We start from the raw sequence: 14,843 nt of genomic DNA, 5'->3' as shown, positions 1-14,843 counted from the left end.
TTAGAAATAAATAAGTGCGATAAAGGCCACGATATATTGTAGTTTGGGGTAATCGATAGTGAGTCTTAACTCTTATCGGTGAAGCTCTCAGGCCATGCAGCAAATCTGTAAAATCGCATGTTGGGTCAACCGCGATGATGTAAGGCCTTGTTGTTAATAGTTATGTTCGCGATTTGGGTACGTTAAGTATGAAATCGAGAATGTCGCGACGGAAGTAAGGCAACGCATCAAAAGTATATATCGCGAGGGTGATGTACTCATTATGTTATATCTGCGCGAGGTAACATAATAAAACATACAGGATCACGACCTTATTCCATTAAAATATCGGAGGACAGCGTTAGAGAAAGCAATCATATATCCTGTAAAAATATGTACATCTTTTGAAGTAGTATAAATTGAGTAGTATAAAGTTATTAAGTTGATTAATGTTAATTATTAAAAATGTAGTTCCTTAAAAGCCCTGGCACAACGTTGTCAGGGCTTTTATCATTTAAGGACTACGGCAGCAATGGCTTAACCCACTTTCCCTTTGCATCCCCTTACGCTTTGATATCACTCATCAATATTGAGATGCCAGCATGCTGCAGGAAACGCCTATGCCAAGGGGGCGCGGACCTGACAGCGCCGCTTTCCCGCAATCGTCAGATAGCGATGAATATGAGCGACAGTTCTCACGTTTTTTAAGTCTCTAAAGGTTAGAGAATGGTCCTGACTTTAGGGTTATTCGAAAAAGATATCGCCAGATTCTGCTTTGATAATTTTGCCCTCTGCGTTGGTGATCAGCGCATAGCTGCCGCCGATGTAGGTCCAGTGGCTCCCCGCTTCGGGTGCAGGCAGATTACGTTTTTGCCACTCGTCGATCTCATAGGGTTTAGTCCGGTAAAGATCGGGTACTATGCTGCCTAGCGTATAAAGTTTTGAGGCATCGTAGAATGATTTTATTTCATGAGAATTTGTTGCCGCAAAGGCCGTGCCGGTCATCGGAAGTGCAAAGGAAAATACAAAAGCCGACAATATTACCAATTTTAAATGACGCATATTTTTTCCCGTCTAAAACGATCAACTTATAGCATGCTTCACGGCCCAGTTAGGTGCGCCAGCAGCACAGTGAAGCCTGTATCGTGACTCCAGGATAAATGATAACGAGAAAACGCCGTCAAGTAGGCGAGATTTATTGTGTCGAAATGCAAACATCCTTGCAAAAAAGCCTACATCAGCACGGTTTCTGCGTGCATTCTGCACCGTGTGTATCATGTAAAACAGCATAACCATTCCCTTTACCTTGTTCCTTCGCCCTTTAGTTATATTGAATAATATTGAAACCTTCTTCCGGCTCTGGCTCAGTAAAGTACTGCGATATCAATTCAAACTGCTCATCCGTCACCACAAAATGGGATGCAGCTGACTGATTACGGACTTGCAACCGGGATTTACATATCTCAGTGGAGACATTGAGGTAATGCAGGATATGATCTGCACATGATTCATTGATAATACTCATCATCCATTTACGGTTCGCAACGGTATTGGCTGGAAAATCCAGGACAACAGACACACCCGCTTTGAGCAAGGAAATAACATGGAGTTTCATGGCATTTTTAAGCTTCGCAGAGCAGCGAACGTAATCTTCGATCGTGTTCATTTCATCTCCATAACAGAGAAATAGCCACTGATCTTCACTTATCACCACCGTGATGGGCGATGAGGCTAATGATGATGAAAGCGTTGATTTTCCAGACGCAATTTTCCCACACAAGATATGTAATATAGGTTTGCCTTGGTGTATCACCGCGTCAGCCGTCACGGCTTTTGTCATTCTTCACCTCAAAGATTGATGTGGTTACGGGGAATGCCTTTTATTTAACATAATCAATGTTATGCGCACCAAGTTTTGTGGCAGCAAAGTTGAAGTATCACGCTCATTTCCAACGTTAAAATACCGCCCCCAGACAGCGATATTACCTTTAGTTTTTGAGCGATTTTGTCGTAAATATTTCGCTGATAAAGGCAGAATAATTTATGGCTGGCGTCCTAACTGCTGGTCAAAACGCTGCCAGCTTTCGGTCAGATCGATCACTGAACGCGTTTTTCGCGCTTGGTCGATTTTAATCGCCGTTAAGCCAGCCTCTAACGCATCAATCACCGAGACATTCAGTGGACTGCCGGTTTTAAGATGTTTAACAACGTGCTCCGCCATTAAGGCATCAGCCCCGTAGTGGCCGTCATAGGCATTACCTTCATACTCGGTTGAGGTGATCTTTTCTCCCGAGCGTGCGTCATGCACACGGAAGAAATTGCGCACAAAGTCCCCCTCGGCCATTCCTTTTGCTCCGATGACACAGAAACGTCGGAATTCGTCGGGAACGTTGAGGTTGGCGTGAAAAGCCAGTGTCGCGCCTCCGCTATACTCAATCAATGCGGTCTGATAATCCACGATGTCCGCATCGCTGGTAAACACCGCGTCGGTGCTCGACCACCCGCTAGGTTTGGTATGGTAAAGCTCTGCGCTGGCGTTGAACTCACCCTGAGGCTCCTGTTCAGGAGTGAAAGACTTGCGTCCACCAAAACTGGCTACCCTTAATGGCCTTTCCCCCATCAATCCCTGATAGAGATCGATGTCGTGGCAACATTTTTCCAATATATAAGGACCCGCGTACTTTTCGTAACGGCGCCAGTCTCGTTGGAAAAACGCGCCGTGGAAGGGGCGAATGTGCTCGGTGGCTTCAATTGAGGCTATGTCACCCAATTGCCCTTGCTGTTTAGCGTGCATCAAGTCAATGAACAGCGGCGAATAGCGCAGCACCAGACCGACGATAATGTGGTCTGAACCGTACTGCCTGACCAGGGCGGCCATCGCCATCGTTTGTTCTTCGTTAATCACCACCGGTTTTTCGGTAAACACCCTTTTGCTGGCCTCAAGACCGGCTTTGACGTGCTCCAGATGAAGATAATTAGGTGAGCCGACCATTAGCAAATCGAAATCGGCGTTTTTCAGCATGTCATCAAGAGACGCAAAGGAAGGTCCCGGCTCGATACCAAACGTGTGCAGATTAGGTAAACCGGCGGGTGCAGGATCAACATAACCTGCGATGTGGAATTCCGGATCAACTTTATGAAACTCATTAACCACGTTGGACATACGAAAACCGAGACCGACAATGCCTACTTTCATGTTTTATCCCCTGCTGTCTTTATAAGGTGAGCACGTTGCTGACGTCTACGCCGGAAGCGTGTCCACCGGCATGTCATTGTCTAATGATTAACCATCAACTTATTACGGTGACAAAAGTAATGTCAATAAACGGCACCGACATTAATTTGCTTATTTTATTTAATTACATGATATGTATGCATTTAATATTATAATTATTTTCAATGTTTTTTTACTATTGCGATTTATGTTTTTTTGACCTATCTTTTGGCTCATCACAGGTCATGGACTTCAATCGCTTTAAAGGCTTGTGCTGCGGCGTCAGACAGGAGGAAAATTTTGCAACCAGAATATTTCGTTGGAATTGATGCCGGTGGAACCCAATGTCGAGCACGACTTATCGATAGACAGGGCCAGGTCTTGGCAAACAGCAGCACGGGTTCAGCCAACATATTCAGCGATTTTGATGGCGCGATCGCGGCGGCATTAACCGCAGTTGAAAACTGCTTCCAAATAGCCCAGCTACCCACAGAGAAATACCATAAAACGTCCGCAGCCTTTGGTTTTGCCGGGGCTAACGTGAAGCACATACGCCAGCAGGCGCTGGACTGGCCCATGCCTTTTTTGCAGCAGCACATCGCCTCTGACGTTGAAATAGCCTGCCTGGGCGCGCACGCCGGTAAGCCTGGTGCCGTGTTGATCGTCGGCACTGGAAGTCAGGGGGCGGCCTTCGACGGGCAGCATTTTCATGCTGTCGGCGGGTGGGGATTTGCACTGTCAGACGACGGTTCTGGTGCTCAATTAGGCCGCAGCGCGCTCCGGCTAGCCCTACGCTGCCATGAGGGGCTTTCTGCACCCTCACCACTAACGCAAACCCTTATGGCGCACTTCTCCAATACCCCTGAAGCGATGCTTGAATGGACCCGCTCCGCCGCGCCCGCACAGTGGGGAGCATTCTCTCCGTTAATATTCGAGTATGCGGCGTTGAAAGACGTCAACGCGTTGTCTCTGGTCAAAAAGCTGGTGGCGGATATCGAAATGATATTGTCTTTTCTGGTTAAAACCAGCCAGGCAAAGGTTTGCCTGATGGGCGGCATTGCCCAACCCGTCATCCGCTATCTTTCACCCGAATTGCAGCAGAAACTCATGGCACCGCAAGGTGATGCCTTGCAAGGCGCGTTGTTATTTGCAGCATCTAAACAAGCGCTTGTGGTAAATTTACCGGACAGGGACCTTCACAAAAAAGATGACCGCCTAAAACTATGACTGCCGCCAAAAAAATTGCTCCCAACGTCTCGGCGCGTCTACTGCGCCTGATTGTCGAAAACTCACCGATTAGTCAGTCTGATTTGAAAGTGCGGAGCGGGTTGAGTATGTCGACCGTTTCTCAGGCAACCAATCGACTGCTGGCGAAAGGCATCATTCATGAGCTTGGGCTGCGCCGTGAGTCGATAGGCAGACCCAAAATTTTGCTGGGACTCGATCCCGATCAGGCCGCGGTGGTGGGGATTCAACTCAACGCCGAACGAAACCTGATTGTGATGACTGACCTTAACGGCAAACTGATTGGAGAGCAGCAGATCCCGAGCGGGGCCATGACGCCAAAGCAGCTCAGTGACGCGCTGGCCAAATTTTTAAAGACCGTTGATGCCGACAAGGTGGGGGCCATTGGACTGGCGTTATCCGGCATTGTTGACCCCGACAGCGGCTCGTGTGTGCGTTCCAAGGTACTTGACTGGACCAACGTGCCTATTGCTAACATTCTGGCTGAACGCTTCAACATTCCGGTATATATAGAAAATGATGCCAATGCCATGGCGTTGGCAACACTCGTGTTTGGTCAACTGGGCAGTGCACAGTCGGCGATTATCGCCACCTACGGTAAAGGAATTGGCGCAGGCATTATTATCGAACGCCAGCTCTATCGCGGCAGACACGGCAACGCCGGTGAAATTGGCAATGGGTTGATCGGCGACGGTACCTCCACCAATCTGGAAGAAGTCGCATCATCAAGCGCCATTCTGAGCGCGCTGGCGGCTCAGCATGTTGATGCGCTAGCCATCACCCATCTGCTGGATATTGATCAGCACCCTTCTCCTGCGGCACTCGACATTTTGGCCAGAGCCGGTCACTACCTTGGCATCTCGCTGGCCAACCTCTCCATCGCGCTCGATCCCGATGTGGTGTATCTGGCGATGGAACCCTCGATGGCCTCACGCATCCTGCTAGAAAATATCACCATGAGTTTTCAGGTAAACCGTCTGAAACTGACGCCACAGCTAACGCCGCTGATGTTCCTGACCGATTCTAATCGTATGTGGGCGCTGGGAGCAGCAGGGTTTGCTGTGAATAAGCTGATTGATATTTTAGCGGCGTCGGCAGACGAAGAGTAATTTAGCGTCACCTCCTCCGGGCAATCAGGAGGAGGTGGAACACTGGAAAAAACTAGCGAATTCTTTCACCACTCTGTGCAAATAACAGGCTCTGTTGGGCGTTAATGCCAAAAGTGACGCTGTCACCATTTGTGTGTTTTTCAAGCTCTCGCTGTTCAATCACCAATGTTTTTTCTTGGTCATAATCCACATAAAGATAATTAGTGTGTCCCAGATGTTCGGCGAACGTGAGTGTGCTGCTGAAGTGACAGTCTGCGCCGTCTGCAGAAACAAAATGCTCTGGTCGAACCCCCAGCCACACCTTTTCTCCCTCATTCAATCTTTGCTGTACCGTCATAATCAGGCTATCAATCGCCAGCTCCTCGATGCGAAGTTGAACCTGTCCTACCGTGGTCGCTACGACGTCTGCCGCCATAAAGTTAATGCGGGGAGATCCAATAAAACCAGCAACAAACATATTGTCGGGATTATGGTAAAGCGCCAGCGGCGCCCCAACCTGCTCAATGACGCCCTGTCGTAGCACGACCATTCGGTCCGCCAGAGTCATCGCTTCGAGCTGGTCGTGGGTCACGTAAATCATGGTGTTGCCCAATGACTCATGTAGCTTGGCGATTTCAATCCGCATTTCCAGACGCAACTCGGCGTCAAGGTTAGACAGTGGTTCATCAAACAGGAAAATGCGCGGCTCGCGGATAATCGCCCGACCAATGGCTACGCGTTGGCGTTGCCCTCCTGAAAGCGCACGGGGCATGCGGTCGAGCAACTCATTCAAATGCAGTTTTTGCGCGGTCAGTTCCACGCGCTGTTTGATCTCAGCCTTAGGGCGTTTCGAGACCTCCAGCGGATAACTCAGGTTTCCGCGCACGGTCATGTTGGGGTAAAGAGCATAAGACTGAAAGACCATGGCGATACCACGTTCAGTCGCGGGCTGATGTGTCATATCGACCCCATCAACCAATAGATGCCCCTGTGTGATCTCCTCCAAACCGGCAATCATGCGCAATAGCGTTGATTTACCACAGCCTGATGGCCCGACGAAAACAACGAACTCGCCATCTTTTATTTCAAGGTCGATGCCGTGAATGACATTCACGTTGTCATAGGACTTCTTGATTGCTTTGAGCTGCAGATTAGCCATAAGCCCTCTCTTATAAGATTAAACCCATGTAGATGGCATTGCTGCGCATCAGAAATTTGAATCCCAGTTTGGAATAGAAGCCGCAGACCTGCTCGTTTTGCAGGCTAACGCCAAGGTGAACGCCCTTTACGCCGGCTGCACGCAGCGCATTCAACTCGGTTTCGACCATCCGGCGACCGTGACTGTTCTTTTGTGCCGCCGGTAAAATATTAATGTGCAGATGCGCAGGATAGTCGGTGGTCAGTTCTGCAGAGGTGTGGGAAGGCTGGCGAATCGCGTCGAGCACCTTGTCGTCGAGCGCCGCTACCGGCTGCCGTTCCGCAAACTTCTTGCGCAATTCAGGCCACCACTGCTGTTCAAGACGCTGGTTAAACGCCAGGGTATCGCGAGTGCCAACCACATACCCCAACACCAGGTCATCCTGACACAGCACAAAGGCTAATTCGGGTTCAAACACCGCATAAGGCACGGAAAAACGCAGTCCTGGGTAGGTCGGATCGCTGTAAAGCGTCGTGCCATCTTGACCGGCATCGGAGGTTTTCAAACAGATAGCCGAAAGGGCTTCGAGGTCGCCAGTTTCAACCTGGCGGATAATAACAGACGACGTTGGCATAATAAGTCCCCAGGGTTGTACAAAAAACCTGCCTTTAAACTAAAGAATGAATACTTAGTTTGCAATATATAATAATTCGTATTTTTTAGAATTATCCAACCTATGACACTGATCACAGGTTTAGCCAAAAGGAAAACTGATTGCAGGTTATTTCTCCGTACACGACATATCCTTTGCTGCAGTACTGAATCAAGGGAGAGACTCGCTGGTATCTGCATCAATACATAACTTTATCCTATAGATGGCAATAAGTTATCGGCATCATGCCTGATCGGGTCATTCACGCAAGCACAATAAGGTTTATCAAAACAAACCCCTTTCTGTTGGTCTATAGCTCAGTGTTTAACCATGCTTTTGATCTCCTTTGGTAGTGGTATACCGGGTTCTCATGATGATTTGAACAAGAGGAAAAGCTGTTTGACTTTATTTTATGATTAAAGTAAGTATTGGTGGTCGTGCAAATTTTAAGCCAAAAAGCCAATGCAAAGTGCCGGATGTGCTTTTGCTGCCAGAGAGAAGGATGCCTGTTTGTGTCGGATGAGAGGAATACGCCACCATGTCTAAAGCCTTACATGCACCACGTCATTTTCGCAAAACCACCGGCAATCGTGCGCCACGCACACTGCTATCTCTACTTGCACTTACCCTCGGGTTGAGCCTGAATCCGGTCCATGCCGAGACCATCGCTGCGTGGGATATCTATAACTATCCCTCACAAACGGCGGTTATTGATCAGGCGATCAAGGATTTTGAGGCGCAAAACCCGGGAGAGAAAATCAGCCGAACGGTTCACTCCTTCGACGATACGCGCATTCCGCTCAAGCTCGCCCTTTCTTCAGGTGAAGGCCCGCAGGTTGCACAAGTTAATCAGGGCGGCGGTGATATGGGCGCATTGGTGAAAGAGAAGCTTCTATTGCCTATGGACGACTACGCAAAACAGTACGGCTGGGAAACACGTTTCCCAAGCTCAATTCTGAAACGTAACCGCTGGTCAGATAAACAAGATTTTGGCAGTGGTCACCTTTACGGTGTTGCCAGCCTCGGCGAAATGGTGGGTTTGTATTACAACAAGGCAGTACTCGATAAAGCCGGGATCGCTGTCCCTAAAACCCTGCCGGAGTTTGAAGCCGCACTGGCGAAGCTGAAACAGCAAGGTACCGTACCGATAATGCTCGGCTTGCTGGATGGTTCAGTCGGCGCGCAGCTGCTTTCCACGCTGTGGGAAGAACAAATTGAGAGCAGCGACCGTAAAACGCTGGATGACCTGATTTACGACGTTGGCGGTACCTTTAAAGACAGTAAGCTGGTCAAAGCGGCACAAACCATGCAGGACTGGAATAAAAAAGGGTATTTCTTCCCCGGCTATCAGGGTATGGGCCGTGATGACGCGGCATCGCTGTTCCAGAACGGTCAGGCCGCCTTCTTCATTAGTGGTACCTGGTACATGGGGCAGTTCAAACCGAACAAAGATATTCACTTCTCGGCGATGCCCGCCGTGCCAGGTGTAAAAGCACCGCTCATGGTCGGGGGCACCGACTTACCTTTCTCCATCACGATTACGGCTAAAACGAAGGAGCAGCAGGATATTGCAGCAAAATACATTAATTATATTGTTTCCGATAAGGTGGCGACTGCCTGGCTTAACGCCGGTTTTCTGCCTGCTTCGGCTGACAAAAATGCCAAACTTCCTGCTGACAACCCACTGCTTGCCGACATCTATAAGGTCTGGACCACGGTCAATACCAATGATGGATTGGGTCACTATGTCGACTGGGCAACGCCGACCATGGGTGATGCGCTAAATGCCAACGTTCAACTGCTTTTGGCTAACAGACTCACCCCTCAGCAATTAACCGAGAAGCTTGACGAAAATTACCAGCAGTATCTGAAAACCCTTAAACACTGAATCGACGTACGGCGAGGAACGTGGCGATATGCTCGCGGGCATATCGCTAATACTGTAAACACGAGGCGTATCTATGCTCAATAAATCAACGCTGAAAAATATGCTTTTTGTTTTGCCGTCTCTTCTTATTTACGGCGTTTTTTTGCTGATTCCCCTGCTGTTTTCAATCTGGGCGAGTTTTACCGCCTGGGACGGTACTTCATGGCCAGTATTCATCGGTTTGCAAAACTTTGTCCACATGTTTGCCGATACGACGTTCTGGATATCGATTGCCAACAACGCCTTGCTACTGCTGTTTTATACGCTTTGCCCGATCATTATCGGCCTTGCGCTGTGCAGTTTTCTTAATGACACTCGTCGCCACGTTGAGCGCAGCTTACTGCGTATCCTGTTTTTTCTGCCATACATCATGCCGATGGCGGTGCTGGGCGTAGTGTGGCGTTGGCTTTACAACCCGGCTTTCGGGCCTATCGACCAACTGCTGCGTGCCATAGGCCAGCCGCAATTAGCGATAGCCTGGCTGGGTGACTTTGACTGGGCGCTCCCCGCCGTCGGTCTGGTGGCGACCTGGTACTTCTTCGGTTTCTGCCTGGTACTGTTTATGGCCGGTTTGCAGCGCATGGACCCATCACTGCTTGAGGCCGCTGAACTTGACGGCTCAAGTCGGCGGCAGAAGTTCATGCGCATTACCCTGCCTGGGCTTAAGCCTGAAATCCGCGTTGCCCTGCTGCTGACGGTGATTGCCGGCATCAAATCCTTCGACCTGGTTTATGTCATGACTCGAGGCGGCCCGGGCACGTCTACGCTAGTGACTAACATTTATATGTATCAGCAGGGCTTTGACTTACGCCATTTCGGCTACGCCTCTGCGGTGGCGATTATTGGCATGGTCATGGTGTTTATTCTTAATTGGCTGATTCATCTTGCACTCAGGGAGCGTCGTTAATGCGCAGCACTTCTCTTTTCTCTCGCGCCTTGATCTGGTTGATTGCGGTGATGACTATTTTGCCATTTTTGCTGGCCCTGATGACCTCGTTCAAAACACAGTCGGAACTGTTTGCAGGGGCATTTACCCTGCCCGGTAGCCTACAGTTGGGAAATTATGTTTCAGCCTGGCGTGAGGGGCATTTCAACGTTTATTTTTTAAACTCAATCCTTGTCGTGATACCCGTTATCGTGGTGAGTCTTTTCGCCGGGATATTGTCTGGGTTCGGTTTCGCGTTTTTACGCCTGCCCGGTAAGAAGGTTTTGGCATTTCTGCTGGGGTTGGGCATGGTGCTTCCTTCAGAAGCCTTTATCATCCCGCTCTATCATGAATTGCACTGGATGGGTCTGACCAATACCTATCTGGCACTGATAATCCCACAGATCGCGCTCTCCATACCTTTCAGTACATTGATGGTCGCCACCGCGTTTCAACAAGTGCCCAAGGAACTGGTTGAAGCTGCCGTGATGGACGGTTCGAGCCGTAATAAAATTTTATGGGGTATTCTGGTTCCTGCTATCCGGCCCACTCTGTCAACGCTGTCGCTGCTGCTGTTTATTTGGACCTGGAATGAGTTCTTAATTCCGCTGATATTGGTCAATAAAGATGAACTGCGTACGCTACCGATCGGCATGATGTTTTTCCAGAATAAAAATACCCTGAATATCCCTGAGTTGATGGCTGGAGCCATGATCGCTATCCTGCCGATCGTCGCAGTATTTCTGGTTTTCCAGCGGAAATTTATCAGCGGCGTGACCGAAGGTGCGGTGAAATAGTCATTAAATACCGGTTGGAACGTGAAGCTATCGTGCAGTTAGAGCGGTAGAAAAAATCTCACAAGATAGGACGCTGATCGTTCCAGACGATGACCATGCTGGTTGGCCAACTGCGGGATCATCCAACACGGTGCGCATTTTATGCCCAGGGAAAAGAGCTATGGCGACATTTGCATGAAACCTCTGTCGCCATCTCCCCTTGCCAATGGTACCTGCTTGACCTACCTACGGGTGATCTCAGCAGGATGATTCGCTCACAACCCAGACGCTGAGACTGCCCGCGTTGCATCGGAAAACTGCGGTGCCCTGATCGTCTGATTCGACGTATTCCTGACGGTTGTCGAGCAGATCATGCCATTTTTTACCCGCGTACCCATCGCCCAGTGTGACGGACTTTTCTCCCTCTTCGCCATTGGACATGACAACAACGCAGCCCGGATGCTCTTCGGTGCCGCTGCGGCTGAAAGCCAGACAGTTGGGATGATCGAAGTAGTCTGTTTGTATTCCCCAGGCATAGGTTTGGCGTGCCTTAATTAAGGTCTCGAGATGTGGAACAATGTGTAACTCCACTTCATGAGTATTGCCGTCATTGCCTGTGTCTTCATAAGTTGCACCGAACAGACCGGGATAAAACACAATCGGGACACCTTGTTCACGCAGTAAAATCAGCGCGTAAGCCAGCGGTTTAAACCAGGGTTGGATCGGCGCTTCAAGTGATTGCAACGGCTGGGTATCATGGTTAGCCACCAACGTAACAGCGTGCGCCGGATCGGCAGAGACCAACGTGTTATCAAAGATTTTACTGAGATCGTAGTCTGCCCCATCGCGTGAAGCGTGATGAAAATTGAGCTGTAACGGTGCGTCAAACAGCATCGTTTTCCCTTCAACCTGGTGAATATATTGTTGCAATATTTCAACGTCATGTGACCAGTATTCCGCCACAACAAACATCGGTTGTTCAGCTTCAGCCTGAATGTGATCGATCCAGTCTTTATAGAACCAGGCCGGAATATGTTTCACTGCGTCCAGACGGAATCCGGTACAGCCCGTTTCCGTTATCATCCAGCGGGCCCAGTATTTGAGTTCCTCATCCACCGCCCTATTCCGGAAATCGACATTGGCCCCCATCAGATAATCATAATTACCGAATTCAGCATCTACCTCGGTATTCCAGCCCTCTGCCGTGTAATCGTTGACGATCTTAAACACGCCGTTTTCGTCCGGATTTTCAATGTGGTCCACACCGCTGAAACAGTGATGATCCCAGATAAACTTGGAATATTTCCCCTGCCGTGCTGGAAAGGTGAAACGCGTCCAGGCATCAGCTTCCAGCACCTCTTCGTCAATCTGGTCGCGGTTATCCTCATCAACGCGGTTAACCTGAATGTGTTCTTTCTCATCGGCTCCCATCTTATGGTTGAGGACCACGTCCATGATCACACCGATTTGCCGCTCTTTCAGCGCATGGATCGCCGTCAATAGCTGCTCTTTATCGCCATATTTGGTGGCGCGGGAGCCTTTCTGGTCGAACTCTCCCAGATCGAATAAATCATAGGTGTCATAACCGACCGAAAACCCGCCTGAAGCCCCTTTATAGGCGGGGGGTAACCACACAGAGGTGATGCCAATTTCTGCCAGGTAGTCGGCACGTGCAGCGACTTCTGACCACAGCTTTCCGCCATCCGGGTAGTACCAGTGAAAGAATTGCAACAGTGTGGGATTTTGCATGGCCATATTCCATATATCATGACAGGGAAATGAAGTATGGAGCAGGATGGATAAAAGGGTTAGCCGATTGTTCAGATTCGGATCCTGTGTTAAGCAGTGTGATACTTTGTGTTATGCACGTATAAATCAGGAAGGAAACACTTTGAACACAAGTCACTTAGGTACTCAATTGACCGCCGCCGAAGCCGTTGACCGGCTGGAAGTGCTCTACAGTGCCGCCGTTGTGGCACTGCGTAAAGCGATTGGCGAGTTTATTATTGATGGCTCGTTGCCTGACCTCAGCTTGCGGACGGCCGGTTTATTTACTTACCCTGAACTCAGCGTCAGCTGGGACGGTTCGGCGCAAAATCCGTTTAAATCGCGCGCCTATGGCCGTTTTACGCGTGCGGGCAAATACACGACCACCATCACGCGCCCGGAGCTGTTTCGAGATTATCTGGCTGACCAGTTGGCGCTGCTGGAAAGTGAGTATGGTGCCAGTTTTGTGGTTAAACCTTCTCAACTTGAGATCCCTTTCCCGTTTGTGATTGACGGTTCAGATTTGAATCTCAACCGCACCATGAGTGCCGCGCTGGCCCACCATTTCCCGACGACCGAACTTTCGCAAATCGGCGATCAGATCACCGATGGCCTGTCTTCGTCTTCCTCGGTCTTCCCGCTGTCGCATTTTGATGCTCTGCGTACCGACTTTTCGTTGGCCCGTCTGAAGCACTACACCGGCACACCGGCGAAACATGTTCAGCCTTATGTCCTGTTTACCAACTACACCCGCTATGTGGATGAATTCGTCAGCTGGGCCTGTCAGCAAATCGTCGATCCTGCCAGCCCTTACGTTGCGCTCTCCTGTGCTGGTGGCGCTTACGTCACGCCGGAGACCATTAATCTGGAAGAGACAGTGTCAGATTTGGCGTGGAAGAAGCATCAAATGCCGGCTTACCATTTAATCGCTCACGATGGCAAAGGCATTACGCTGGTTAACATTGGCGTCGGGCCGTCCAATGCCAAAACCATCTGCGACCATCTGGCCGTTTTACGTCCGCACGCGTGGCTGATGATTGGTCACTGCGGTGGATTGCGTGAAAGCCAGCAGATCGGCGACTACGTGCTGGCCCACGCTTACTTGCGCGATGATCACGTGCTGGACGCCGTATTGCCGCCCGACATCCCTATCCCGAGCATTGCTGAGGTACAACGCGCGTTATATGACGCAACCAAAGCCATCAGTGGAATGCCGGGCGAGGAAGTCAAACAGCGCCTGCGTACTGGCACCGTGGTGACGACCGATGATCGTAATTGGGAGCTCCGTTACTCGGCCTCGGCGATGCGTTTCAACCTTAGTCGCGCCGTGGCGGTAGATATGGAAAGTGCCACGATAGCTGCGCAGGGTTATCGTTTCCGTGTTCCTTATGGCACCCTCCTGTGCGTGTCTGATAAGCCGCTGCACGGTGAGATCAAATTGCCTGGTCAGGCCAACCACTTCTATGAGGGCGCGATTTCGGAGCACCTGCAAATCGGCATTCACGCCATATATCTGTTGCGTCAGGAAGGGGATAAATTACACTCTCGCAAACTACGCACCTTCAATGAGCCGCCGTTCCGCTAATTGATTGAATGACGACATCACCTTGGCGGGGAAGGTTCTTCCTTCCCCGCTATCCGCTGCACATTTCCACACAATTACTGTCAATAACTTAGCGTATTACCCTTGATTTTCCGCGTAAAAATAACCCGGTACCGGCGTATATTCAGCGGGAACGATGGGTATTGCGCCTAACGTCAAAAAACGTGATCAAAAGCAGTTTGTTGAGGTGGGTATGAAAAGGCTATTGATGTTAATCCTGGCTGCTGGAGCGCTGATGTCTGTCACTCAGGCCTCGATGGCGTATGGCTATTATAGGCATGGGTATAATCACGGCTGGTACGGTGGGCCGAACGTAGTGATTGGCGGGCCGTGGGGGCCCCCGCCGCCAATCTATTATGATCCACCACCCGTCATATACGTGACGCCAGCTCAGCCACAGACCTATGTAGAGAAACCCCCCAGCTATGCCTATTACTGCCAGAATCCGGCGGGCTATTACCCGCATGTGCCGCGCTGCTCGCGTGGTTGGATGAAAGTCGTCGTCGGCGATAGCGCTCCCCGTTAAGCC

The 14,843-nt window shown here is 49.9% G+C and carries 13 protein-coding genes; 7 read left to right on the top strand and 6 right to left on the bottom strand.

Going from position 1 to position 14,843, the window contains the following annotated elements; translation table 11 throughout:
- Positions 1-723 precede the first annotated feature (723 nt).
- The 3 genes from IEV89_RS17355 to IEV89_RS17345 all read right to left on the bottom strand — a co-directional run bounded on the left by IEV89_RS17355 (position 724) and on the right by IEV89_RS17345 (position 3,175).
- The gene (locus tag IEV89_RS17355; protein ID WP_188474775.1) at positions 724-1,041 is read right to left on the bottom strand and encodes an RcnB family protein; all 318 of its coding nucleotides are present in this window, start codon (positions 1,039-1,041) and stop codon (positions 724-726) included.
- Between the two features lie 259 nt (positions 1,042-1,300).
- Entirely contained in the window at positions 1,301-1,819 is a 519-nt protein-coding gene (locus IEV89_RS17350; protein ID WP_188474774.1) for a P-loop nucleotide/nucleoside kinase family protein, read from the bottom strand.
- Between the two features lie 201 nt (positions 1,820-2,020).
- Positions 2,021-3,175 (bottom strand): Gfo/Idh/MocA family protein, encoded by a 1,155-nt coding sequence (locus IEV89_RS17345; protein WP_188474773.1) that lies wholly within the window; start codon positions 3,173-3,175, stop codon positions 2,021-2,023.
- 318 nt (positions 3,176-3,493) lie between these two features.
- On the opposite strand from IEV89_RS17345, the gene IEV89_RS17340 reads away from it, so the two are divergent.
- Both IEV89_RS17340 and IEV89_RS17335 read left to right on the top strand, forming a co-directional pair.
- Positions 3,494-4,420, top strand: a complete 927-nt coding sequence (locus IEV89_RS17340; protein WP_188474772.1) for a glucosamine kinase nucleotide-binding domain-containing protein — start codon at positions 3,494-3,496, stop codon at positions 4,418-4,420.
- A complete protein-coding gene (locus IEV89_RS17335) occupies positions 4,417-5,547 on the top strand; it encodes an ROK family transcriptional regulator (protein ID WP_188474771.1) in 1,131 nt (376 codons plus the stop codon). Before IEV89_RS17340 ends, IEV89_RS17335 begins: the two co-directional genes overlap by 4 nt.
- A 52-nt stretch (positions 5,548-5,599) precedes the next feature.
- On the opposite strand, the gene IEV89_RS17330 is transcribed toward IEV89_RS17335, so the two are convergent.
- Positions 5,600-6,685 (bottom strand): ABC transporter ATP-binding protein, encoded by a 1,086-nt coding sequence (locus IEV89_RS17330; protein ID WP_188474770.1) that lies wholly within the window; start codon positions 6,683-6,685, stop codon positions 5,600-5,602.
- A 10-nt stretch (positions 6,686-6,695) separates the two neighbouring features.
- Entirely contained in the window at positions 6,696-7,298 is a 603-nt protein-coding gene (locus IEV89_RS17325) for a GNAT family N-acetyltransferase (protein WP_188474769.1), read from the bottom strand.
- Positions 7,299-7,854: 556 nt separating this feature from the next.
- On the opposite strand from IEV89_RS17325, the gene IEV89_RS17320 reads away from it, so the two are divergent.
- From IEV89_RS17320 to IEV89_RS17310, 3 genes are all read left to right on the top strand, one after another.
- Positions 7,855-9,204, top strand: coding sequence for an extracellular solute-binding protein (locus tag IEV89_RS17320; protein WP_188474768.1), 1,350 nt, complete (start codon positions 7,855-7,857; stop codon positions 9,202-9,204).
- 73 nt (positions 9,205-9,277) lie between these two features.
- Complete coding sequence (locus IEV89_RS17315) at positions 9,278-10,150, top strand: carbohydrate ABC transporter permease (protein ID WP_188474767.1); 873 nt, start codon at positions 9,278-9,280, stop codon at positions 10,148-10,150.
- Complete coding sequence (locus IEV89_RS17310) at positions 10,150-10,965, top strand: carbohydrate ABC transporter permease (protein WP_188474766.1); 816 nt, start codon at positions 10,150-10,152, stop codon at positions 10,963-10,965. Before IEV89_RS17315 ends, IEV89_RS17310 begins: the two co-directional genes overlap by 1 nt.
- A gap of 237 nt (positions 10,966-11,202) precedes the next feature.
- On the opposite strand, the gene amyA is transcribed toward IEV89_RS17310, so the two are convergent.
- Positions 11,203-12,693 carry an alpha-amylase gene (gene amyA, locus IEV89_RS17305; RefSeq protein ID WP_188474765.1) on the bottom strand — a complete coding sequence of 497 codons (1,491 nt, stop codon included), beginning with the start codon at positions 12,691-12,693 and terminating at the stop codon, positions 11,203-11,205.
- 142 nt (positions 12,694-12,835) lie between these two features.
- Between amyA and IEV89_RS17300 the strand changes: the two genes are divergently transcribed.
- Both IEV89_RS17300 and IEV89_RS17295 read left to right on the top strand, forming a co-directional pair.
- Complete coding sequence (locus IEV89_RS17300; protein WP_229746518.1) at positions 12,836-14,296, top strand: AMP nucleosidase; 1,461 nt, start codon at positions 12,836-12,838, stop codon at positions 14,294-14,296.
- 154 nt (positions 14,297-14,450) lie between these two features.
- Positions 14,451-14,840, top strand: coding sequence for a hypothetical protein (locus IEV89_RS17295; protein WP_229746517.1), 390 nt, complete (start codon positions 14,451-14,453; stop codon positions 14,838-14,840).
- The last annotated feature ends 3 nt before the right edge of the window (positions 14,841-14,843 follow it).

The sequence above is a fragment of the Hafnia psychrotolerans genome (genome assembly GCF_014639435.1).
In the GTDB taxonomy this organism is placed as follows: Bacteria; Pseudomonadota; Gammaproteobacteria; order Enterobacterales; family Enterobacteriaceae; genus Ewingella; species Ewingella psychrotolerans.
The sequence above is the reverse complement of the archived record's forward strand: the minus strand, read 5'-3'. Positions and strand labels throughout refer to the sequence as shown.